Source organism: Klebsiella sp. M5al (assembly GCF_002090195.1).
GTDB lineage: Bacteria > Pseudomonadota > Gammaproteobacteria > Enterobacterales > Enterobacteriaceae > Klebsiella > Klebsiella grimontii.
On record NZ_CP020657.1, the window covers coordinates 4,523,972 to 4,545,838 of the forward strand.

25 protein-coding genes and 1 pseudogene are annotated in these 21,867 nt (G+C 49.6%); 16 read left to right on the top strand and 10 right to left on the bottom strand.

The features are described 5' to 3' along the window. Nucleotide 1: 1 nt before the first annotated feature. The gene (locus BWI76_RS21615; protein WP_004136913.1) at nucleotides 2–2,311 is read right to left on the bottom strand and encodes a TerB N-terminal domain-containing protein; all 2,310 of its coding nucleotides are present in this window, start codon (nucleotides 2,309–2,311) and stop codon (nucleotides 2–4) included. Nucleotides 2,312–2,714: 403 nt separating this feature from the next. Between BWI76_RS21615 and BWI76_RS28805 the strand changes: the two are divergent. Further along, nucleotides 2,715–3,220, top strand: a pseudogene (locus BWI76_RS28805) (transposase); the annotation flags it as partial. On the opposite strand, the gene BWI76_RS21620 reads toward BWI76_RS28805, so the two are convergent. Further along, a complete protein-coding gene (locus BWI76_RS21620; RefSeq protein WP_004114617.1) occupies nucleotides 3,143–3,904 on the bottom strand; it encodes a hypothetical protein in 762 nt (253 codons plus the stop codon). The pseudogene BWI76_RS28805 and the gene BWI76_RS21620 overlap by 78 nt on opposite strands. A gap of 276 nt (nucleotides 3,905–4,180) precedes the next feature. On the opposite strand from BWI76_RS21620, the gene BWI76_RS21625 reads away from it, so the two are divergent. The 12 genes from BWI76_RS21625 (at nucleotide 4,181) to BWI76_RS21685 (ending at nucleotide 12,448) form a co-directional block, all read left to right on the top strand. Next, nucleotides 4,181–4,390, top strand: a complete 210-nt coding sequence (locus BWI76_RS21625; protein WP_004136909.1) for a helix-turn-helix transcriptional regulator — start codon at nucleotides 4,181–4,183, stop codon at nucleotides 4,388–4,390. 226 nt (nucleotides 4,391–4,616) lie between these two features. Beyond that, the gene (locus tag BWI76_RS21630; protein WP_004136907.1) at nucleotides 4,617–6,227 is read left to right on the top strand and encodes a YfjI family protein; all 1,611 of its coding nucleotides are present in this window, start codon (nucleotides 4,617–4,619) and stop codon (nucleotides 6,225–6,227) included. A gap of 404 nt (nucleotides 6,228–6,631) precedes the next feature. Further along, a complete protein-coding gene (locus BWI76_RS21635; RefSeq protein ID WP_224238153.1) occupies nucleotides 6,632–7,750 on the top strand; it encodes a hypothetical protein in 1,119 nt (372 codons plus the stop codon). A 277-nt stretch (nucleotides 7,751–8,027) separates the two neighbouring features. Then, nucleotides 8,028–8,492, top strand: a complete 465-nt coding sequence (locus BWI76_RS21640; protein ID WP_004136903.1) for a hypothetical protein — start codon at nucleotides 8,028–8,030, stop codon at nucleotides 8,490–8,492. A 54-nt stretch (nucleotides 8,493–8,546) separates the two neighbouring features. Further along, on the top strand, nucleotides 8,547–8,906 hold the full coding sequence (locus tag BWI76_RS21645) for a hypothetical protein (protein WP_004136901.1): 360 nt from the start codon (nucleotides 8,547–8,549) through the stop codon (nucleotides 8,904–8,906). A gap of 85 nt (nucleotides 8,907–8,991) precedes the next feature. Beyond that, nucleotides 8,992–9,204 carry a hypothetical protein gene (locus BWI76_RS21650; protein WP_004136899.1) on the top strand — a complete coding sequence of 71 codons (213 nt, stop codon included), beginning with the start codon at nucleotides 8,992–8,994 and terminating at the stop codon, nucleotides 9,202–9,204. Between the two features lie 106 nt (nucleotides 9,205–9,310). After that, nucleotides 9,311–10,132 carry a DUF932 domain-containing protein gene (locus BWI76_RS21655; RefSeq protein WP_004136895.1) on the top strand — a complete coding sequence of 274 codons (822 nt, stop codon included), beginning with the start codon at nucleotides 9,311–9,313 and terminating at the stop codon, nucleotides 10,130–10,132. Nucleotides 10,133–10,210: 78 nt separating this feature from the next. Continuing rightward, nucleotides 10,211–10,684 (top strand): antirestriction protein, encoded by a 474-nt coding sequence (locus BWI76_RS21660; RefSeq protein WP_004136892.1) that lies wholly within the window; start codon nucleotides 10,211–10,213, stop codon nucleotides 10,682–10,684. A 240-nt stretch (nucleotides 10,685–10,924) separates the two neighbouring features. Continuing rightward, nucleotides 10,925–11,407, top strand: coding sequence for a RadC family protein (gene radC / locus BWI76_RS21670; RefSeq protein WP_004136890.1), 483 nt, complete (start codon nucleotides 10,925–10,927; stop codon nucleotides 11,405–11,407). A gap of 13 nt (nucleotides 11,408–11,420) precedes the next feature. Beyond that, nucleotides 11,421–11,642 carry a DUF987 domain-containing protein gene (locus BWI76_RS21675; protein WP_064371656.1) on the top strand — a complete coding sequence of 74 codons (222 nt, stop codon included), beginning with the start codon at nucleotides 11,421–11,423 and terminating at the stop codon, nucleotides 11,640–11,642. 22 nt (nucleotides 11,643–11,664) lie between these two features. Continuing rightward, nucleotides 11,665–12,024 (top strand): type IV toxin-antitoxin system YeeU family antitoxin, encoded by a 360-nt coding sequence (locus BWI76_RS21680; protein ID WP_004136886.1) that lies wholly within the window; start codon nucleotides 11,665–11,667, stop codon nucleotides 12,022–12,024. Between the two features lie 49 nt (nucleotides 12,025–12,073). Beyond that, the gene (locus BWI76_RS21685) at nucleotides 12,074–12,448 is read left to right on the top strand and encodes a TA system toxin CbtA family protein (protein WP_004136885.1); all 375 of its coding nucleotides are present in this window, start codon (nucleotides 12,074–12,076) and stop codon (nucleotides 12,446–12,448) included. A 79-nt stretch (nucleotides 12,449–12,527) separates the two neighbouring features. Here the strand turns inward: BWI76_RS21685 and BWI76_RS21690 are convergent, their stop codons facing one another. The 3 genes from BWI76_RS21690 to BWI76_RS21700 form a co-directional block, all read right to left on the bottom strand. Further along, the gene (locus tag BWI76_RS21690; RefSeq protein WP_224238154.1) at nucleotides 12,528–12,983 is read right to left on the bottom strand and encodes a hypothetical protein; all 456 of its coding nucleotides are present in this window, start codon (nucleotides 12,981–12,983) and stop codon (nucleotides 12,528–12,530) included. Between the two features lie 3 nt (nucleotides 12,984–12,986). After that, nucleotides 12,987–13,976 (bottom strand): glycosyltransferase, encoded by a 990-nt coding sequence (locus BWI76_RS21695; RefSeq protein WP_004136877.1) that lies wholly within the window; start codon nucleotides 13,974–13,976, stop codon nucleotides 12,987–12,989. Nucleotides 13,977–14,641: 665 nt separating this feature from the next. Further along, the gene (locus BWI76_RS21700) at nucleotides 14,642–15,436 is read right to left on the bottom strand and encodes an AraC family transcriptional regulator (protein WP_012540031.1); all 795 of its coding nucleotides are present in this window, start codon (nucleotides 15,434–15,436) and stop codon (nucleotides 14,642–14,644) included. Nucleotides 15,437–15,523: 87 nt separating this feature from the next. Between BWI76_RS21700 and BWI76_RS21705 the strand changes: the two genes are divergently transcribed. After that, nucleotides 15,524–16,714 (top strand): CynX/NimT family MFS transporter, encoded by a 1,191-nt coding sequence (locus tag BWI76_RS21705; protein ID WP_004136868.1) that lies wholly within the window; start codon nucleotides 15,524–15,526, stop codon nucleotides 16,712–16,714. Between the two features lie 171 nt (nucleotides 16,715–16,885). On the opposite strand, the gene BWI76_RS21710 is transcribed toward BWI76_RS21705, so the two are convergent. After that, nucleotides 16,886–17,224: a nitroreductase family protein gene (locus BWI76_RS21710; protein ID WP_323092569.1), complete on the bottom strand. Its 339-nt coding sequence runs from the start codon at nucleotides 17,222–17,224 to the stop codon at nucleotides 16,886–16,888. On the opposite strand from BWI76_RS21710, the gene BWI76_RS21715 reads away from it, so the two are divergent. Continuing rightward, nucleotides 17,194–17,430 carry a winged helix-turn-helix transcriptional regulator gene (locus BWI76_RS21715; protein WP_072123626.1) on the top strand — a complete coding sequence of 79 codons (237 nt, stop codon included), beginning with the start codon at nucleotides 17,194–17,196 and terminating at the stop codon, nucleotides 17,428–17,430. The genes BWI76_RS21710 and BWI76_RS21715 overlap by 31 nt on opposite strands. Before the next feature lie 192 nt (nucleotides 17,431–17,622). Here the strand turns inward: BWI76_RS21715 and BWI76_RS21725 are convergent, their stop codons facing one another. The 3 genes from BWI76_RS21725 to BWI76_RS21735 form a co-directional block, all read right to left on the bottom strand. Next, the gene (locus BWI76_RS21725) at nucleotides 17,623–18,195 is read right to left on the bottom strand and encodes a flavin reductase family protein (protein ID WP_004136862.1); all 573 of its coding nucleotides are present in this window, start codon (nucleotides 18,193–18,195) and stop codon (nucleotides 17,623–17,625) included. A gap of 92 nt (nucleotides 18,196–18,287) precedes the next feature. Then, nucleotides 18,288–18,803 carry an NAD(P)H-dependent oxidoreductase gene (locus tag BWI76_RS21730; protein ID WP_004136860.1) on the bottom strand — a complete coding sequence of 172 codons (516 nt, stop codon included), beginning with the start codon at nucleotides 18,801–18,803 and terminating at the stop codon, nucleotides 18,288–18,290. 14 nt (nucleotides 18,804–18,817) lie between these two features. Next, complete coding sequence (locus BWI76_RS21735) at nucleotides 18,818–19,783, bottom strand: aldo/keto reductase (RefSeq protein WP_064371617.1); 966 nt, start codon at nucleotides 19,781–19,783, stop codon at nucleotides 18,818–18,820. Between the two features lie 116 nt (nucleotides 19,784–19,899). Between BWI76_RS21735 and BWI76_RS21740 the strand changes: the two genes are divergently transcribed. Next, entirely contained in the window at nucleotides 19,900–20,793 is an 894-nt protein-coding gene (locus tag BWI76_RS21740) for a LysR family transcriptional regulator (RefSeq protein ID WP_004136858.1), read from the top strand. A 185-nt stretch (nucleotides 20,794–20,978) separates the two neighbouring features. Here the strand turns inward: BWI76_RS21740 and BWI76_RS21745 are convergent, their stop codons facing one another. After that, nucleotides 20,979–21,866: a LysR family transcriptional regulator gene (locus BWI76_RS21745; RefSeq protein ID WP_004136857.1), complete on the bottom strand. Its 888-nt coding sequence runs from the start codon at nucleotides 21,864–21,866 to the stop codon at nucleotides 20,979–20,981. Between the last annotated feature and the right edge of the window lies 1 nt (nucleotide 21,867).

Here is a 21,867-nt window from a genome sequence, read left to right on the forward strand (position 1 = left end):
ACTATCCCTCTAATTCTTTAGCAATTTCCAGGTCAACCCAGATATCATCATCGGCATCGTCCAGTACCGGAGCATCAACCACCGCATAGGACCAGTCATTAATCACCTCAAGCGCACCGCCGAGCATCAAATTCAAATTTCCGCACAATTCTGTCGCCTCTTTTCGGGACCACTGTTCTTTCTCCAGCAAACTGCGATAAAGCTGGCTATGTGCGGAGTCAAGCCCCCCCGTTTCCGTTAATGAGGCTGGAGCGCTTTCTAGCTCTTCCGGTTCTTCTTCGGTGAAAATTGTGTTCAGCAATTTACGAACATCATCCGTGGCAGATTCGTGGCGGGCAAGTACATTAGCATCCAGTCTGAACCCTACTGCTGGCTGATCAGTTGGTACAGACGAGACGAGATCATGTTCAGTTGCGGAATGCTGATGGATATTGCTCGAGACAGATGAGGGATCCAGCCCCAAACTTGAATAAATCTTCTCAAGCTGTTTGATTTCGGCAGGCGCTATTGTCCCATCCGAACAGGCAACACTAACGATAACTTTGCCCACAGCAGCTTTTTCCGCGGCCCCCATCAACTCAATCCTGCTTTTCATTCCTGTCATATTGGCTGGGGTATGAAGTTGCCACGTTAAATACGCATGTAGAGAGCGTTTTTCATCATCGGTGAAGCCAGTATTGTTGTTGATGGCATTCTCAAGCACTTTCTGTTCAGCTTGATCAAGAGAATCGTCAATCAAGGCGACCATCGCCCCTAATCTGAGCGTCATTACTGCTGAGATAAATTCAGGAGAAGGTGAGAAGCGTCCACCTTCGGCGGCAGGGAATAGAACAAGTGTCCCATCAACATCCGCCTTCACATGGTGATAATACGGGTCAGGTGCCAGACCGTAACCCATCTTCAGAGCAAAGGCATGCATCAAATCGGCCTCTTTTTTATTGATCTTATTGGGGCAACTGGCATTCATATGTGCCCAAAAGTCAGCAACTGAGACTAACCCCTCCTTGACGAGGATCGCCTCATCAGCCCAGCGTTTGAATGAGCTTAATATTTTTTCTGCACTTTCATTAACGATCTCTGAAGGGAGCAACATAATTGCAGCCGTATCATTGACTGACGTACCTTTCCTACCAAGGTAGCGACTATAAGCATCAAGTTCATCCGTACATATGTCGGCAAGAGCCATAATTTTCTGGACAGGGCTCTTCAACGCACTTGGATCAGGCAGGTCGGGAACAGGAAGTCGAACACCTCGCAAACTAGGACTTGCTGGTGTGTAATCTAACCTTAGCCGCGTTTTATTCGCCTTAACGACCATCCCTTCACCATATTTGAGGGTGTAACGCCGTTTGAAAAGTGCAGCAAACTCTTTAGCACAGCGGCGAGCCGGGGTACGCAGCGAATACTCGGTGTGGTTTATTACCCAGTTCAACGCCAGTTCAGCTGATACAGGAACTCCTTCATGTACAGTTTTTGCCAGAGCCAGCTTAAATTGCATGCTGTTGCTGAAACCTGAATTGCTATCGAGCTCAGTGGCTAAGCCCATGTTCGGGCGCAGAAAAGACATGGCTTCGAGTAACTGGGCCGAATATCCACGGAATGAGCGGTTCTCAATGAATACGGATCTTAACCGAGCGACTTCTTTGAACAGATTACGGAACTCAGCATCAGGGAATTTTGGGTCAGTGGAATCTATGAGCGCTTTTCTTTCCAGACCGTAGAGGTAGATAAAAACATAGCCGATAGGACACGATGGATCAGACCTATCGCTGGCGAGCCAACTGACATACGCACCGCGTGCTTCTGGGGAAAGAGAGGAAAAACTGGGCCAGTATCCTAATGAACTGTCCTCGTAAAGATAAGAAGTAGGTTTTATCTTACATGTGTCATCAATTAATGATGCCTCATTTCCATCGTCATAATAGCCGCCTGATTCCTGACCGGAGGGCTTCATACGTTGCCCCAAGTAAATGTGGCCACCGCTAATTGCTACACCAGCTACAGTTATCATCTCACCCGGAAGTACCCATCGAGCTAGTGCACCTGCTGACTTTGAGGTGTTCCGGTAATGATTGGTTGTCACCCGAAGTTCAACACCCCGGCCACCGCTCAATGTAAAAGTTGCAAGGTTATCGTCTTCACTATCATCGTTTCGCACAACCGCCTCTTTTTTCTTGATGTCAGCGAGCCATTCTTTTGGCGGTGCTTTCACGGGGCTTGAAGCATAAGACTTTGGAGATTTACGTTTTTTCTTTCTAAAAAACAACAAGTAAATTACTAAAATCGCCGCCAGAAACTTCAATAACTCCATGATATATAACCTTAAAATAATTCTCCATTCACATTTAAAATGTGGTAGGGAATGCATGGCAAGTGGATTAATCTCAAAATAATACGTCTAAATCGCTAGGGTTAAAAGCAAATCGCAATTAAAATTAACCAATTGATTTAAATGACAAAAATCATTGAATAATTTACTTAACCAGAAGTGAATTTTTAAGGAGTAAAAAGCCTGCTGGGCCATTCGCCTAAGAATGATGTTGTACTAATGCTAGGTTAACATACGAGCAAATATAGTGGGGATGCAGAACTGACCGCTGTATGATGACATTTACCTAGTCGTTGAGAATTTCGGTAACTATTGGAAAGCTGATCCTACCCACGCTGATTTTTATCAACTAATTAAGCTATGAGCTGAGTTGTGCCGAAGTTAAGATATCCTCATCACCTACGTTGATGAGCTGAAGAGCATCTCTGACGCCATTAATGCAGTTTATCCGGAGAGCGGATTAAGTTCTGTATCATTCACATGGTGCGTAATAGCCTGCGGCTCGTATCTTAGAAGGACTACAAAGCATTAACCCATGACCTGGGGTACCAGCGGCAGAGGCGGTTTTACACGACGAATACCATTGCCAGATTGGACAGTGTGATCCGGCATACCATTAAAAAGTGCAAGGTACTCCCGACAGATTACTCATTAAAAAGTTGTATCGCTATCAACCCTGTCAGTATCGCTAAAAAGACGATGATGTTCAGGGGAGCTCGTATCGTCTTTTTATCAGCTCTATGCTCTTCTGCACAGCCACATCTGAGAAAAGGCAGTCACATTGAATCACGTACGCACTCTCAAGGTACCGGACTATCGATTTTGCGACACCCCGATACGTTTTTGTACTGCCTTCGCGAACGCCGCCTTCACTCTTTTGTCTTTGACTGACCATTCAGCCAACAACTTGCTCTGGCTTGCCTCCACCATTGCCGCGTCCCGTGAGTCGTTTTTATCCTGTGCGGAAGGCCATCCATGCTCCTCAATATAGGGCCTTAACGCTTTAATAATTGCGTTGATGGCATCGGTTTTAGTTTCCCAGCCCTCAGGTTGCGCTTCCAGGTGTTTTATCACTTCGTCTTTAACGCCATCAAAACGTGTCGCTTTGACCTTTCCGCCATAAGCAGAATTGAGTTTATGCCGTTCCTTGATTCTTTTACCTGCTGCGGATTCACTGCGTTTCAGACCGCGATCCAACAACGCGATAGCCTTCAGCATTAATTGTACCGCATGATCTGGATCAGATTCGAGAGCCGATGTTCCCTGCTCCCAGTATTGTTCAGCCTCAGACATATCGTTCCTGATCCCCTTTATCATCCATTCTGAAAGACTGAAAATTTTCAGATAACGCCGCCATTTTTTCTCTCCGTGCTCATCAGCAAGTCGCCGCGCTAAATCTTCATCCTTCGTTTGTCTCCCTGTTTGTAGCACGATAACAATTTCAGTATCTTTATTCAGCCATTGCCTGGCGATATGTTTCTGTCTGACCCCGAGATGAAAACGTAACGCTTTCCTCTTTTTACGAAATACGATGAGTAACTCATCAGGGGTAAAATCCCTGTCTAAATCAGCCATGAAGTCCCTCTTTTCGAATGACAATTTCTATACTCCAGTAAATTTCCTTGCCTGACACCTTGAACGACTCATTCTTGCCCTTAGCCAGACGCTTCCGACACCATTTTCGAAAAAAAAACATTCTGTCACCAACAAAAAACGGGAAAAAACCCTAAAAAAAACCCTATCTCGTTGTTATAAAATGCTTTTTTGCTACAGCCACCAGGCGGGTGCCATTACCTGTTCCGGCACCATACAATTGCGTCCATATCGAAAGAACAGGGGGAATTAACAGATATGTCTGTACAAGGTATCAGGATACTGCGCATACGCGCCGTTGTTAACAAAACGGGCATCGCCCGCTCAACCATCTATGACTGGATCAACCCGAAGTCACCGCGTTACGACCCGACCTTCCCGAAACAGCGCAGGCTGGGTATGCAGTCCGTCGGCTGGCTTGAGTCAGAGCTAGATGCATGGCTGCTGGAACGCCAGCAGGCATCATAAGCGATGAGATAGTATTGGTAAAAATTAAAGGAGGATACGCAGGTTATATAACAACGTCTCTGATTTAAATATGCGCTCGCTGCGACATATTTTTGCCAGTTGCAAGGAAACAGAATGCGATTATTTATTGGTAAGATTATTACTTTAAATAAATTTTGACGCTTGGCTATTTTATTATATTCACAACTAACCCGTTACTGAAAACAGTAACCAAGGAGAATATTACATGCAGAATTTACTGCCATACACTGTCATTCCGAAAATGCCGGAGCCTTATATTCCCGTACAAAACAGAACCCCGGAGGGTTACCCTGTCTGCGCGTTCCCGCCGGTGATGCGGGATGTCATTGATGCTCTTTATAACGAGACGGGTATCCCGGCGGAACTGATAGCGGGGGCCGTACTGGCAGCTGCTTCCCTCGCCTGTCAGGCTCATATTGAGGTGGTACCACCACACTCATCGGATCCGATGCACTGTGCACTGTATCTACTGACGTTGGCGGTCTCCGGTGAAGGTAAGACCAGTATCAGCAAAAAAGTGATGAAGCCTTTTTACCGATTCGCTGAGCAAATGAAGCAGCAGCACGACGGTCTGATGAAGGCACACCTGCGTGCTGACAATATCTGGAAAATACACCAGAAAGCATTGACCAGTAATCTGTACACTGCCATCAAAAGCGGTTCTGAGGGGACGGAGGAAGAACGGCTGTTAGATGAACATGCAGAAACCCGGCAGCAGCCTCCGACCCGCCTGGCGATGCTTTATGATGACACCACCGCAAAGGCGCTCCTGGAAGGTCTGAGCCGGTACTCTGAAGCCGGGGTGGTCTCAGATGAGGCAATTACCTTTTTTAAAGGGTATCTGAAAAACAACCTCGGTTTACTGAATAAAGCCTGGGACGGGGAGACCTATGAATACCACCGCCCGGGCGGCGAAGAGTACGATATCAATGCCTGTCTGACCCTGGCATTAATGGTTCAGCCTCCGGTCTTTGAAAATTACTGCCGCAACCACGGTGAACTCAGCAAGGGGAGTGGTTTTCTGTCACGGTTTCTTTACATCAATACCATCAGCACACTGGGTCGTCGCCACACCAATACAGGTCACGCTCAGTCTGATGAAGCATTAAATGTATTCCACCAGAAAATTAACCAGTTACTTGATAAGCAGAAGGTACGTTTTTATAGTAACGACTCGCAGAAACAAACGCTCAGGTTATCTGATGATGCGACCGCTTACTGGGCAGAAAAACAGTCAGATCTCAGCCGTAAAGCAGCCCCCGGACAGCAGATGGAGCATATCAGTGAAATTGCAGCCAAAGCGGGGGCGAATGCCCTCAGGGTTGCGGCCATTCTGACATATATGTATTCACCTGAGAGTTTATGTATTTCGCGGGGGGTCATCCAGGCCGCCTTCAAAATTGTGGAATGGCATCTTGAAGAAGCGGAAAGGCTGTTTTTCCCTTCTTCTGAACGGAATGCATTTATGGAGGACGTTTACGAGATGTTCAGGTGGCTTAAGGAGAAATTTCTCGATAATGAGGGATATCCACTCAGGAAAAATGAGGTAAACCGGAACGGCCCGAACCGGCTGCGTGACGCCAGTAAATCACAATCTGTTCTTGAGCAGTTAATCGCACTGGGTCTGATTTGTTTTATTCGTCCCGGCCGTCATTCTGCGGTGTATATTGCCATGCCCTCCCTGGAATGTCGCCACTCATGGTGTATTCCACCGGCATTCCTGGAGAACGGACATAATCCGATTATTGCATCGCCAGAGAATGTCACTGGCAGGTATGGTTTTGAATACTTTGACTTTAACAGGCTGGAATATTAATCGGAACACTTCACTACAGAGACCCGAATGGCCAGAGCGTAAACCGGTTAAATGTCTTCGAAAAACAGCCACAGAGGCAAAAACCCCGCGCCAGTCGCGACTGGTCGCAATCCGCGCGGGGTTTTCTCAGAATACAGTGCTAAAAAACAGATAATGACGACTGGTGGAAAGCTCTGTGGATATGAACCATTAATAGCCATCAAAACATGTAATTTAACACAATGTGTTTTGCTAGTGTATTTCTTACTCATTTGAGACAAATACATTAACATTTAATTAATGTTGATTAATAAATATATTTAATGACATATAAAAATAGCATCGTTGTTATTAACAACAAAAGCAAATACATTATCACATTAAATAAGAGTTTAATTATGGCCGTATGTAAAAGAAATAACTGCATGGCACAGATCGGCCATTCACCCGCCGAACGGATATTACGGCTATGCCCGGTACATTATCAGGGCAGACAGTTAAATGCAGCCAGACGAACGGAAAGAGCAGCATTAATATGCCAGTATCCCGCCTGTGGCATCAGTATATCTGAAACCCGCAATCAGTTTTATTGTTGTAAGGAACATCGGGATAAAGCCCGGAGGTTAATCGATGACGATGCCATTATAAGACTGGTTAAGCACTCTTACTGGATTAACGTAGAATCAATGCTAAAAAATAATTCCCTTGGACTGGGGAGTATCACCGGTCCGACGGATATTGCAGACCTCATTCGGTTATATCAGCGCAAAGCTGTCCACCAAAAAACGTATAATATGCTGAACGGGCACAGAGTTGCTGATACGACAAAAAGGTTAATCCCCTGGCTGGATCTTGAGCTATGCCACATTTACCCTAACTCTAAGGGCGGTGCAAATATCGCCAGAAACATTATCATCGCACCTGCTGCTATAAACCGGATGATGAAGGATGTTATCCCCTGCTGTCAGTCAGGAGTGCTGAGTGGCATAAAAGCAATGGAAACACCTCAACCGGTTAAATCGACCTTACTGAAAGCGTTAACGGATAAATACGGTTCAGATGCTGTACAGGAAGCATTGTACGGAGTTAAGCATCTTGCCTTTGCTGATTTAAATCTGTCACGCAGGCTATTTGACACTGATATTTACGCATTCCCTCCACTAACCCGTCTGTTAAAAGAGGAAGCCTTACGCCTGAATTTGATGTCACTATGGGAAACGCTGGTTTGTACCGAAGTCAGCGTCTGGCTTAATGCCGGGCCTGCGAATGAATTATTTGCCGTTGCCGCGTTTCATGCGTTGCTGAACGGCGACGCCGACCACCTGCTGGAGCAATGTTATCGTTTAGTCGATGAAATCAGGGTGAAGCACAAGCGGGGGTCTCAACAAATCTACGACGAATTTCAGCATATACTCAGCCAGTACATGGCAAAATATTTTCACATTGACACCAGCGATCACAGAGCCTGTAATCTCTTCTATAACCGCTTTTTTAGTGTTCCTCCTGTCACAGAGGACGGTGTCTGCGCCATACCGCCTCAGTGATGCATTTCCTCAGCCTGTGTTCAATAAAATCTCAGATATATATCACCCTTCCGAAGTGAAACCGGACCATCGATAAACTCGGGCGAGGTTTACGGTAAATATATTTACTGAACCACGATCAATTTTGTCGATCGGTTCGATCGAATTTCATCGTTATCCCCTCCTTTTTTGCAGCTATAAAATCCCAACGGGATGCTTATGACTGTCTGTCTTCTACTAAAAAACATGCAGATACCCTTTCCGGGTAGCGTTTTACGAAAACCAGAGGTGCACAAAAATGAACAGAAAAATGATTCACCCTTTACTACTGACCTGTGCGCTGGTACCGGCAGTGGCAATGGCCTTCGGTAATCAAACCACCTGGACCCGGGGCTGGGGCCAGGGAGTATCAGAGTTTGTTATCAATGGGGAAAGTCAATCGCAACTGTCTCTGACCTGTGAGGATTACGGCTCGCAACCGGCCACGGTCATATTCACTGACGCCAGCGGGCATCAGGTCAGTATGGATGAAGATAAAAACCTTCAGGTCAGTATCGACGGTGGAGCCCCCATCGACATCAGCGAATCTGGCAGTCGAGTGGGCGGTAATAACCTGGCGCTGGCCTGGGGTCAGCTACGTAATGGCAAACAGGTCTCAGTAACCGGAGACGGTGTTAAGGATGCCACATTCACGCTGGCTGGGGCAGCAAAGGTATTGCCAGTATTCGGGACCCACGGCTGCGTGGGTAAAGATGCACTCTAGCCTGCATCTGAATTTAATACCTGTTGATTACGTTATTTTTAAAAGGAACAGTTTATGAAATTTAAACACATGCTGGTGCCCGCACTGTTTGCACTGTCAGCCTTGGCGCTGGCAGAGCCAACGCCATCCATCAAAGTGGAGACCAGTAATCAGGTTCACCCTGCCGGAACACGCTACGTCACGGTCGTGGTCACTGCACTGGATAACACCGTGAAAGTCGAAAATATTGACGTGAACCGGGGAAACTGTCGCATTGCCAACCAGAAATATCTGTACTCCAGCAATAAAGAAACTATTTTGCCTGCTACCCTGCGTTACGGGCAGTCCGTCAGCGTGAGTTTTTACAATAACTGCGTGGCTTCAGAAGTCGTCGTCACTACTGATAAGGGGGGATGGCGTTACACTTACCACTGAGTCCCCCGCCCCTGATTAACGTTTCCCAACCTAAAAAATTCCACATGACCAATGGGCTGCCGCTGCGCAGTCCAGAGTAAATCCTATGACCTTTCTGAAAATGCTGGTGACGACCCTGGCCCAGGCACTGACCTGGTGCGGCGGGCATCAGGCCCGTCAATTTATTGAAATTCGTCTGCGTCAGGCAGGCTACGATGACAGCAGCATTGATACAGCCCGGGAAGCGGTCACGTTGCTGGTCACTGCACTTATCACCGCCCTGATGGCGCAGATACTGAAGATTCTGGATACGCTGTAATCCCGCCCTATCCGTTCATTGAGAACAACACATCCAGCCCCTGCCTCCTCACGGAGCAGGGGCTTTTGCTTTTACGCCTTCAGATTAATCAGATGAGGAATCAACTATGCGATTAGCCAGCCGTTTTGGTCGGGTGAACCAGATTCGCCGTGACCGTCCCTTAACCCACGAAGAACTGATGCAACATGTCCCCAGCGTCTTCGGGGAAGACAAGCACGACTCCAGAAGCGAAAAGTACACCTACATACCCACTATTACCCTGCTGGAGAACCTTAAACGTGAAGGGTTCCAGCCATTCTTTGCCTGTCAGTCACGAGTGCGCGACCAGAGCCGACGGGAACATACAAAGCATATGCTGCGCCTGCGTCGTGCCGGTCAGATAAACGGTCAGCAGGTACCGGAAATCATCATTCTGAATTCGCACGATGGCGCATCAAGTTTTCAGTTACTGCCGGGAATATTCCGAAGCGTCTGCACCAATTCGCTCGTTTGCGGACAGTCGTTCGGCGAGATCCGCGTGCCACACAGGGGCGACGTTGTCGGGAAGGTGATTGAGGGGGCCTATGAGGTTCTCAGCGTCTTTGACCGGGTGGAAGAGAAACGTGACGCCATGCAGTCCCTGCAACTCCCGTCACCCGCACAACATGCACTGGCTACAGCGGCGCTGACATACCGTTTTGGGGAAGAGTACCAGCCAGTAACCGAAGCGCAAATTCTTGCACCCCGCCGCTGGCAGGACGAGAGCGATGACCTGTGGACCACTTACCAGCGCATTCAGGAAAACCTGCTGAAAGGCGGGCTAAGTGGCCGTACCGCGCAGGGTAAACGTACCCACACCCGCGCAGTAAACGGGATTGATAGCGACGTTAAGTTAAACCGTGCGCTCTGGGTGATGGCGGAAAACATGATGGAGCTGTTGGGCAGGTAATCACCTGCACCCTGCCACCGAAATCAATCCCTGGCCTGAGACCTCCATTTGACATATCCATGCATAAGGAAAATTAACATGACAGATATTATCAATATTAACAATAAGTTAGCTGTTCTGGTTGGCAATGACGGTTCTGAACCAACGCTGACAGCCACGCCCGTACCGGACGAACAGCGTGTGGAGTTCTGGCCGCAGCACTTTGGTAACATCCCGCAGTGGATAACCCTTGAACCGCAGGTCTTTGCGTGGATGGACCGATTCTGCGCTGACTACAGCGGTGGTATCTGGAATTTTTATACTCTCAGCAACGGCGGGGCCTTCATGGTTCCGGAAACGGACAGTGATGCCTTCTGGTCGCTGTTCAACGCCATGAATGGCAACGCCGCAGACATGAGTGCCGAAGCCGCAGGGATTGCCGTCTGTCTGATGACTTACAGTCATCACGCTTGTCGCACGGAATGCGACGCCATGACGGAACATTACTGGCGTCTGCGTGACTATGCGCTGCATCAGCCGGAATGTAACGCCATCATGCGCATTATCGACTGAGCGTCCCGCCATGCTGTATGAACTGTCTCACCTTGATGCCCTGTGGGATGCTCTGGGGAAAACAACGGTCAGAGATGAGGACTGAGAGGTTGTGACCGACGAACCCCTCCTGCATGTCCCGACGGGTCCCCCTCTCTTCCATATCTGGGCATGGTTCGAATCCTTACACAACGAGTTCGTTGTTGCCAGGAAACTGTACAAGACATCCGTCCCGGATACGTCAACAGACAGGAAAAGCAAATGAATACCACCACAAGTCCCCCCGACAGTGGGGGAATATCTCCCACTGCACAGCGCACCATCAGACGCGCTCTGACCCTGCTGGAACGCCAGTTACGTGAGCCCGGAGAGGCATTTACCTCCAGCCATGCAGTTCGCGACTGGCTTCGCCTGCAGCTCACCACACTGGAGCGTGAAGTATTCATGGCGCTCTTCCTTGATAACCAGCATCGTCTTATTACCCATGAAACGCTCTTCACCGGCACCATCAACCATACGCAGGTACATCCCCGTGAAGTGATAAAGGCAGCACTGAAATACAACGCGGCTGCCATCGTGCTTTCACACAATCATCCGTCAGGTTATTCCGAACCCAGCCATGCCGACAGATTGCTCACTGACCATCTGAAGCAGGCACTTAAACTCGTGGATATCTGCCTGCTGGACCACCTGGTCGTGGGAGGCATGGACATCGTCTCATTTGCCGAGCGTGGCTGGCTTTAGGGAGAGAATAACGATCAGAATCATCAGTAAACGTCAGGCAATGGCGATATACCGCCAGCATTCTGAGTCCCGGCTGTTTCGCTTCTGTACCGGGAAAAATAAGTGGTCCGGCAGTATCTGCCATTATCACGGCAGGGAAGTGCAGGATATCCCGGGTGTGCTGGCCGTGTTTGCTGAACGCCGACAGGACCGCAACAGTCCGTATGTGATTCTGCGCAGCGTCACCCTGAACTGACTCACCGTTAAGGAGTACTTACATGCAGAAAGCAACCCGTGTAATCAACCATAACATCGCGGAACCCTGGCGGGGCCTCAGACGCAACATCACACCGTGTTTTGGTGCACGGCTGGTACAGGAGGGTAACCACCTGCATTACCTTGCTGACCGCGCCAGCATTGCCGGGACATTTAATGAAGCAGATTTACGCTATCTGGACCAGGCATTTCCGGTACTGATGAAGCAAATGGAGCTTATGCTGGCCAGCAGCGAACTCACTCCCCACATTCAGCGCTGCATCACGCTCCACGCAAAAGGGCTGATATGTGAGGCCGATACCCTCGGCTCCTGTGGCTATTTGTTCATCGTAATTTATCCGACATCTGCAATAAGCGCATAAATCCCAAACGCTTTTCCTTAGTCAAACCAGCCAACAAAGAGCTCAAACCATGCAAATACAATCCCTGTCCCCTCAAAGGGCGGCCTCGTCACGTCTGTCGTCAGTCGAAAGCTGGCGAAAATTGCTGGAGTATCTGCTGAAACAACACTACGGTCTGATGATGAACGACACACCGTTTGGCGACGACAGTGTGATCCAGAAGAACATTGATGCGGGAATCTCACTGTGTGATGCGGTGAATTTTATCGTGGAAAAGTACGGTCTGGTGCGTACTGACCGTCACGGCTTCAGTGTGACAGAGCAGTCTCCGTTCATCGACAGCATCGATATGCTCCGCGCCCGGAAGGCTACCGGGCTGATGACCCGCAAGGGCTATCAAACCGTTACTGACATCACCAGCGGCAGATCCAGAGGAGGGAAATAATGACGTTAGCCCTGATCGTTGACGCCGACACCGTCAGCGATCAGCCCCTCAGGCACCAGCACAACGACTGGTGCTTTTATCAGATATCCATCAGTTGATACAGATGTTCGCTCAGACAGCGGGTATGGCGGTAACACCTTAGCGGAGATATCTGTCTGCAGTAGAAGAGGGTGCGGCAGGACGCCACCAGAACATCAGGGGCCGTATCGTCTGCCAGAAGGGAGCTTAATTCCGGGGCGTTCAGTAAAATGAAACATTTCTCCGGGAGCATACCACCGGCATTCCCTTTCGGAAAATAACCGCCCAGATACAGTAACACGGTCAGCAGCCGGAACTGTCGGGTGAGTACCGCTTCGGTACCCTGGTAATGTACGGCTATCCACAGGCATTCCCGCAGCATAAATCGCCGGGTTAGTCGGGTGAGGTCACCGCCTTTGTCATACCAGCGTTCGACGATATCCCTGGCAGAGCGAACTGAGCCATCACCCGTTGTCGCAGTTTGCCACGACCGTGCCAGAAGCGTTGAGATATCCATGGATTAACGCCGCAACTGCGAAACGGCTGCGGGAGTATTGCGGACACCTGGCAGATAAATATTGCGAACCAGCTTCAGGAGGAAAAAGACATCGCTCAGGTTGCTCACGCCGGGTACCAGATGGCGAAAGGCTATCCGCACACGAAAACGCGCCCGGACCGCATGCCGGTCATTCACCCTGCGCCGGTACAGGCCCAGAAAATGACGGCTTTCCACCAGCGCATGCCTGACCAGCGCTCGTCTGACAGACCGGTACTGCATCTGTGCGCTGAGTGCCAGAATATCTGCAATCACGTCGCTATAGCTGAACGCGCGGATATCGTAATAATCCGAGCGGTGGGTAATTGACGCCGGGTTATTCACCCACAGGTAATCCTGTATGTCAGAGAAATAAAACCGGCCATCTGCGGCGGCAAGCTGTATCGTCCAGAGAATGTCCTTGTGGCTTTTCCCTTCCTGGAATCGCAGGTCATGCTCGCGAATATACGCTGAACGGATTATCTGCAGCCACAGATAATGCGGCCATTCCCTCTGGCTGACGCAATGGCGTATCCACTGCTGACCCGTCAGCGTCTGGCCGTAAGGCTGTCTGCGGTGAACGGGATGCCGCAGATGTCCGACGCTGTCTGTATGCCGGGCATTGAAAAGGACGACATCGGCCTGTGCTTCGCGTGCTGTGCGCAGCCGCTCCTGCAGAAAATCTGCCGCAACCCGGTCATCCGCATCCAGGAACACCACCCATTCGCCACGGTAAATCGCCAGTGCAGCATTACGGGCAGCATACACACCCTGATTTTCCTGACGAATGAGAATAAGCCGTTCATCTGTAATGGCGCTGAGTACCGTCCATGTTTCGTCGGTGGAGCCATCATCCACAACAATGATTTCAGTACTGAGTGTTGTTTCGCCAAGCAGTGTATGGACCAGAACCCCGATGCTGTCAGCCGCATTGAAGGCAGGAATGATGACGCTGATATCGATGTTGATTTTCATTGAGCAAAGGGAATGTAAACAGGGGGAAGCTTCAGAGTTGTCACCCCATCAGGGGGCAATAACCTGCCGGGTAAAAAACATTATCAGGAAGAGCGTTCCGGTGATTTTTGTACAGGTGTGGTTATCACTCTTTTTTCTCTGATTTCCTGGTTAACCACCATCAGACAGTCATCGCAGAACTCTTTATCCAGCCCGAAAATCCGGTCCAGAACACCTCTTTTCTTGTTACATCGGGCACATCTTTTCATTCCATCACCTGCTGTCGCATTCCCATGCCGTGCCCGCAAGACAAAAGAAAGCCGACCGCCAGAAGACAGGAAATAAATTAATAAACAATACGTTAAATGATTTTTTGGGAATTTAGCACAGACACTACCGAGCCGGATAATTCATTTTGTAGATCAATTTTTACCAATCGATCGGTTTTATCGATCATCTTTTCACTCTGCATTACACGCCATACGTGTACCTGCATACCCTATCGGAGCGTTCAGTTTGTTAATCTGAAAAGAATGCTATACCTGCTGGATAGTCAAACCATTCCCGACAACTGACATCATGTGGAATAGAAAACATACAAAAATTATTAGCGCTTTGAATGTCAGCTATGAGCGAAAAGCGGACGCTGGTGTTATTTAGATAAATTCGACTTCTGTGCTTGTGCACTAATCCAGGGAAGAGAAATATTGCGTCGGTGATTTACCCAGCGCTTTTCTGAACATCGTAATAAACGCACTTACCGAATCATACCCTAGAGTTCCGGCTACGCGCTGCACGGGCTGACCTTCAGACAGATGGCTTAGTGCAATCATCAAATGCAGCTGCTGACGCCAGCGGCCAAAGCTCATTCCTGTCGCCTCTTTTATCAGCCTGGCCAGAGATCGCTCGCTGATGGCCAGATGAGCAGCCCATTGCTTTAACGTTCGCCGGTCATCTGGCTCATTAAAGAGTGCCTCAGCCATAATCCGGATTTTAGGATGATCTGATACAGGAAGATGGAGTGCTTCGACCGGCACATCCGGAATATGCTCCAGCAGCACCGCTGCAAGCCTGGCGGTTTTACTGTCAGGAGAATAAGTATGTTCCTGCTCTGCAAGATACAGAACAAGCTCGCGGACCAGAGGTGTAACCGCTATGGTACAGCAAATTTCCGGCATCGCTGCTGCGCCGGGCTCGATGAATAAAAAGCACGTATCTGCATTCTTCGTGATCCGGCAACGGTGCGGGATCTCTCCCGGAACCCAGACGGCATGCCCCGGTGGAACAAGCCACAGCGCATCGTCAACCTCACAGCGCACTGCACCGCGCATAGAGAGAATAAGTTGCCCCTTGCGATGAGCGTGCGGACGCTGCCCGGCATACTCGCCTGACGATGATACATGCAGGGCGATAGCGGCCTGACTGAAATCATCGGCATTAAACTCTTCCGGTGAGGTCACCGGTTTTTTATTAACTGGCATGATTTAGCTATATGTTGTCAGATTATCTATATTCTGTAACTCATGCGTCCTTTAAAGTCTTTCTTTTTTTCAGAGAAAGCAAAACTTATGTCCCACACGACGAACAAGTGGTCTTCAATCATACTTGTGATCGGCATTCTTTTTATTGCCATTAACCTGCGTGTTCCTTTTACCGCTATCGCACCCGTTTTAGAGTCCATTCGCCATGATTTTGGGCTGAGTATCACAGCCGTTGGGTTGCTTAACTCGCTGCCTTTACTGGCCTTTGCCGCCTTTTCTCCACTGAGCGCATCGATTTCCCGCAAGTATGGCCTGGAACGCACCCTTTTTGGTGCCCTGGTCGTGATTTCAGCGGGGATTGTGCTTCGCTCAACAGACAGCGTCTGGGCGCTTTATGGCGGAACAGTATTAATTGGTATCGGGATTGCCCTGGGCAATGTCCTGCTGCCTGGCCTGATTAAACGTGACTTTTCCGGAAACGTGGCTTCCGTGACGGGAGCATATTCCATCACCATGGGCACCGCTGGCGCCATCGGCTCTACCATTGTCATTCCTCTGACGCAGAGCTGGGGCTGGAACATCGCGTTAGCCATGTTGGTTATTGCACCGCTCCTTGCGATGCTTTTATGGTTGCCGCAGTTGAAGAAAAAGCATCAATTGCCAGTAGCAGGTGAGAAAAAAGCAGCGACCGTTGCGGTCTGGCGCTCGTCTCTGGCGTGGCAGGTCACCATGTTTATGGGCTTGAATGCGATGCCCTTTTATGTTGCGGTCGGCTGGCTGCCAGTCATTCTGACAGGCAGTGGGCTATCCTCAGCTCAGGCTGGTGAGGTACATGGCATCCTTCAGCTCACCACCGCTATTCCCGGCTTAATTCTGGCAGCCACGCTGCGTCGTCTTAACGATCAGAAATTAGCCGCTGCTGGTGTCAGCCTTTTAACCGCAGTATCCTTTATTGGCATCCTTTATTTGCCAAATCTGGCGATGCTGTGGGCTGCACTCCTCGGCTTCGGCTCGGGTGCCAGCATGATGCTGGGTCTGACCTTCATCGGGTTGCGCACTACAAACGCTGGTGATGCTGCCGCGCTGTCAGGCATGGCGCAGAGTATCGGTTATCTGATGGCGGCGATGGGACCGCTATTGCTGGGAAAAGTACAGGAGTTGTCCGGAGGCTGGACCGTACCATTACTGATGACCACAGCAATCTCAGTTGCAGGAGCCTGCACCGGAATGGCTGCCGGACGAGATGTACACCTGGAACCTTTACAGCAGCCGGGCTGAATGGGCTTACACAGGAGGGTACCAGCTGAACTTCTAAAGCGGATGCTTTCCATTGAGGTTCTGAAGCGTCTTAATAGTACCGGAGCCATCTGTACTATCCCGATGAGCGGATTTTTCGGTGAAAAGGCCGTTCAGGGCGAGCGCTGTCAGTAATAATATAATAAGCAAGCCTCAGGACTGTTTGGCAACGATGAATCGCTTTTCATCACCCATAAAGGCTTTTTCACTGGCGGGTGAAAGGATAGCACCGAAATTCATGTGCGCGCGGAGTTTCAATGATGGAGGAACATTCCACTCAGTGCGAATATCTTCATCGATCAGAGGATTATAATGCTGCAGATTGGCACCAATTCCTTTTTCAGCCAGCGCCAGCCAGACCGCATACTGAGCGATAGCTGTGCTGTGCCGGGAAAATGTCCGCATAGGCCGCAAACTGCTCCTGTAGTGACTTGACAACATACTGATCCTCGAAAAAAGTATTGAGCCGGCAGCCGCTGCAAACCCGTCTATTTTATCTGAGGTGCCGGAGAAACGTTCTAAAGGAACTTGAAAGCAGGCATCTTGTTACGCGCACTGTCTTTCGTGAAGTACCGCCCAAAGTCGAATATGCACTCACGGAGCTGGGAACGTCCCTCTGGCAGGCAGCAAATGAACTCAACCGGTGGGTAGAACAAAACTGTCACTTTCTGGTTAAAGACACAGATCCTTCTCTTTGATATGCCATTGTTCATTGATGAGTGCTGCGGGCTGACAGGAGCATATAGGAAGGCAGGCTGCAGGCGTCGAAAAGCGGCTTCCCCTTCTGGCTCAGAGGCAACATCGCCTGCTGCTGGTCATGAGAGAAAAGAAAAGCATTTTAACAACCAGCCCCTGCAGTTTGTTGTACCAGTACAAAAAGCACTCGTGTATCAGTCTTTGCCCGGACCATGGTCAAAGCGGGTTCCTTTGCCGATGGCATAAAACTGCCCCCCGGCGACATAGTGTATGGTTCGTAATTCGTCTGGTGCTTCATCAAATATCCAGTGCCCATTGCGAAAAACCCGATCGTCACTCCACGCCCCGGCAATTTCTCCCATGAACAGATTATGTTCCAGCTCGTATTCCGCATTTGGCATTACCTTACATACAAGCCAGCCAGCACAGCCCTCTACCAGCGGAATATCGAACTCTTTCATGTAGAACATCGGTATTTTATGATTCTTTTCAGGCCTGTCACGGTAGCTGTGCTCACCTGCGTACAAAACGGTTTCCATCTGGCTGACTACGGGTATCTGTACGGCAAACAGACCACTTTCTTCCACCAATCCACGGGTGTAAGCCTGCGGACTGATATACGCCATGACTTTATTGATCCCCACCAGACTCACCCATGCGGCGGCCATTACATTGGCATTACCATTATGTTTAGCGGAAATCATTGTAGTTGGGCCGACTTGCAATAATCGGTATGCTTTATTCAGTTCAACTGGCTGTAAAGACACAGGATTTCTCCTTCCCATAGATAAAAATGTGCCGTTAACGGCAACGGCACATTTGAGGGCGTTTTAAAACACTGATGGTCGCCCGAAAGTAATCAGGCTAATACCGTTTTATATTGTTCGACCTGAGCTGCGATTTCTTCGTCAGTTATCGTCGCGCTTCCGCCTGTAATAAACGGCTTGATGTAGTTCATACCCAGATACCCGGAGATGGTTTCAAAAGACAGCAGGTACTCGCCTACCGTATGTCCGGCAGCGCCATCAGGCTGATAGGCAGACTCTGCACCACCCAGCGAAACGGCCAGCATGAGTTGCTTATCGCGCAGCGCCTGTGTTTCTCCACCATGTGACCAGCCATACGTCAGTACATCGTCAAGCCACTGTTTGAGAAGTGGCGGCGTGCTGTACCACTGCATCGGGAACTGCAGAACGATACGATCCGTTTTCTCCAGTGCAGCCTGTTCAGCGACCACGTCGATTTTGCCATCCGGATACAGGTCATACAGATAACGCACCTCAACGCCGGTCAGTGATGCTGCACCTTTTGCCAGGGCTGAGTTAACCCGGGACTGATTAATATTGGGGTGGGTAACAAATACAGTTGTTTTCATTTAAATCTCTTTTTTCAGAAGAATGTTTCGTCAATTTCAAGCCGGGATAAGGCTTCGTTGATATCATTTAATTCGGCGTCACTGAGCTGAACATTTGCGGCGTGAAAATTCTCTTCCAGCCGGTGTAGTTTTGTTGTTCCCGGGATCGGTACGATGTAAGGCTTCTGAGCCAGCTCCCAGGCAAGAACAATCTGTGCTGAAGTTGCGTTGCTTTTTTCCGCTATTTGAGCAATCAAATCCAGTAGCGCCTGGTTATTTTCCATTACTTCAGGTTTAAAGCGCCCCATCATGCCCCGGTAATCGCCTTCCCCGTAGGTTGTATCAGCGGTCACCTGACCACTCAGGAATCCATTACCCAGCGGGCTGTAGGCCATAAAGCCAATATCAAGTTCATCGCAGACTTTGAACAAATCCTGCTCAGGTTTACGCCACATCATTGAATACTGGTCTTCAACCGCGGTGACCGGGCAGATGGCATGAGCCCGTCGTATGTAAGAGACGGGCGCATTGGATAAGCCCCAGTGCTTTATTTTTCCCTCCGCGATCAGCTCTTTCATTAATCCCGCCACCACTTCCGGCTCAACTTTTGGATCGACACGATGCTGATAAAACAGGTCGATATGGTCGGTCTTCAGGCGCCTGAGAGAACCTTCCAGTTGCTCTCTGACAGACGCCGGACGGCTGTCTAATACCGGCACCAGCTGTCCATCACTATTTTCCATTCCGGTCACGCCAAACTTAGTCGCGATGACGACGTTGTCCCTGTGTTTGCTGAGCGCAACACCCAGCAGTTCTTCGTTTTCAAAACCGTAAATGGGGGCAGTGTCGAAAAGGTTGCAGCCCAGTTCTACAGCCTTGTCTATCAGCTTTGTTCGCTCACGGATTTCAACTGAATAGCCATAGCCATGGTCCATGCCCATGCACCCCAGCCCAATTTCCGAGACATGAAGCCCCTGGCTACCTAACCTTCTCATTTTCATGATTATTTCACCCTTCTTTAAGGCATTAACTATTCTTAGATGCTAAGTATACGGCTGGGTTTATTGCTGAAAAATTGTTAATTTAGAAAATCAGAATTGCTAAAAACACAATTATTATGAATAAACTCGATGCCCTGAGATTTTTTGTTACTGCTGCAGAAACAATGAATTTTCGCGAAGCGGCAGTCAGGCTGGCCATTTCTCCATCAGTGGTGACACGAACGATTGCTGAGCTGGAACATCAGTTGGGGGAACCGCTTTTTAACCGCAACACCCGATCCATTGTGCTGACCAGCTTTGGTGAGATTTTCTTGCCCCGAGCCATGCGGCTGCTTGAAGACTCAGAGGCCCTTTTTCAGACGGCCAGAGATGACAATGAGATGAGGGGAGTTGTGAGGATCACGCTATTCCGGTTTCCCGGCCACGAGCAGGTGTTATATGAGCTTCTTACCTCCCTCGATCCTTATCCTGAGCTGTTTATAGACTGGCGGTTAGACATGATGAAGCTGGATACTGTTCAGAACCGCATTGACATGGGGATCCGTATAGAGCGGGAGCCAAACCCGAATTTTATCGTCAGGCCCATTACGCTGGTTCATCACGCGCTGATGACATCACCCGGGCTCATTGAGAAGCTGGGCGCGCCGAAAAATTTCGACGATCTGCGCCAGCGCTACCCTTTCAGTGGCCTGCTGAATCCTGAAACCGGAAAAGTATTCGAATATATGCTCGATGGCGTTGATACTTTTGTACCGCGCCACCTGGAGTTTTTTACCACCGACTCCCAGTCTGAGATCCAGGCTGCGTTAGCCGGTAAAGCTGTCATTCAGTCGAGTAATCTGGCCTGCAGGGAATACCTTGAAGACGGCAGGCTGGTCAATGTCCTGCCGGAACTGAAACTGGAAACCTGGCAGCTTTATCTTTACCGGCCCTATCAGACCCTGGTACCGCAGCGCATCAGGACCGTTTTTCACATCCTTGAAAGTATTTTACTCAGACACTTCAGTTGAAAGCGGGCCCGGATGCGGCTGGCGCTCTTAGCCGGCGTCCCCCATAAACCGGACTGGGTACAGCCTTTCTCCGAGAAGTAGCTGCTCCGGGATGCCTGGATCCGCAGAAACAAAGTCTGCCGTTCTTTCAGGCTCTCTGAATACGGGCGACTTTTGATGTGCAACGGGGAGCGGTGACAGACGTATCAACTGAATATTTCATCTATCCAGTCTGCAAATGCACGTACAGCTGGGGAAAGAAATCGCTGATGGGGATAAAGCAGTGTGACCGGAACAGACGACGGCTGCCAGTCTGCCAGGACTTCAACCAGCGTTCCTTTCTGCAGGTGTTCTGCTACAACATTTTCAGCAAGCTGCGCCAGTCCGAACCCTTCTAGGCACATTTTTATATAGAGTCCCGTCTCGTTGACGGCTGCCTGCCCCCTGACGGGTACGGACAGCGTTTCTTTTCCCTTTACAAAACGCAATTCGTCTGTACGCCGGCTTTGTCCGGAAAAATAATGAATAGCCCGGTGATGAGATAAATCTTCAGGTGACTGCGGAATACCGTACTCCCTGAGATAATCGGGAGAGGCGCAGGTGATCCAGCGAAATTTTCTGAGCGGACGGGCTACAAGCGTGGAGTTAAGTAACTCTCCGGTTCTGATCACGCAGTCCACGCCCTCCTGAACCAGGTCAACCTGCCGGTCGCTGACGCCGATCATCAGGTAAATATCAGGATAACGGCTGTAGAACTCTTTCAGGTTTGGCATCACGAGGAAGTGCGCTATACCGCCGGGCATATCAACGCGTAAACGGCCACGGGGGCGCCTGTTCGAATCGGCCAGACTGGCTTCCGTATGTTCAATTAAGGCCAGAATTTCCCGGCACTGCGCCAGATACTGCATACCTTCCGGAGTAAGGCTGACCCGTCTTGTGGTCCGGTTCAGCAGACGCACCTGCAGATATTTCTCCAGGTTTTTGATGGTGCTGGTAACAGTAGAAGAAGGCAGGGACAGTATTTCCGCTGCCCGGACAAAGCTTCCGGCCTCAGCCACCCTTATAAAAACCTGCATAGCCTGAATTCGATCCACT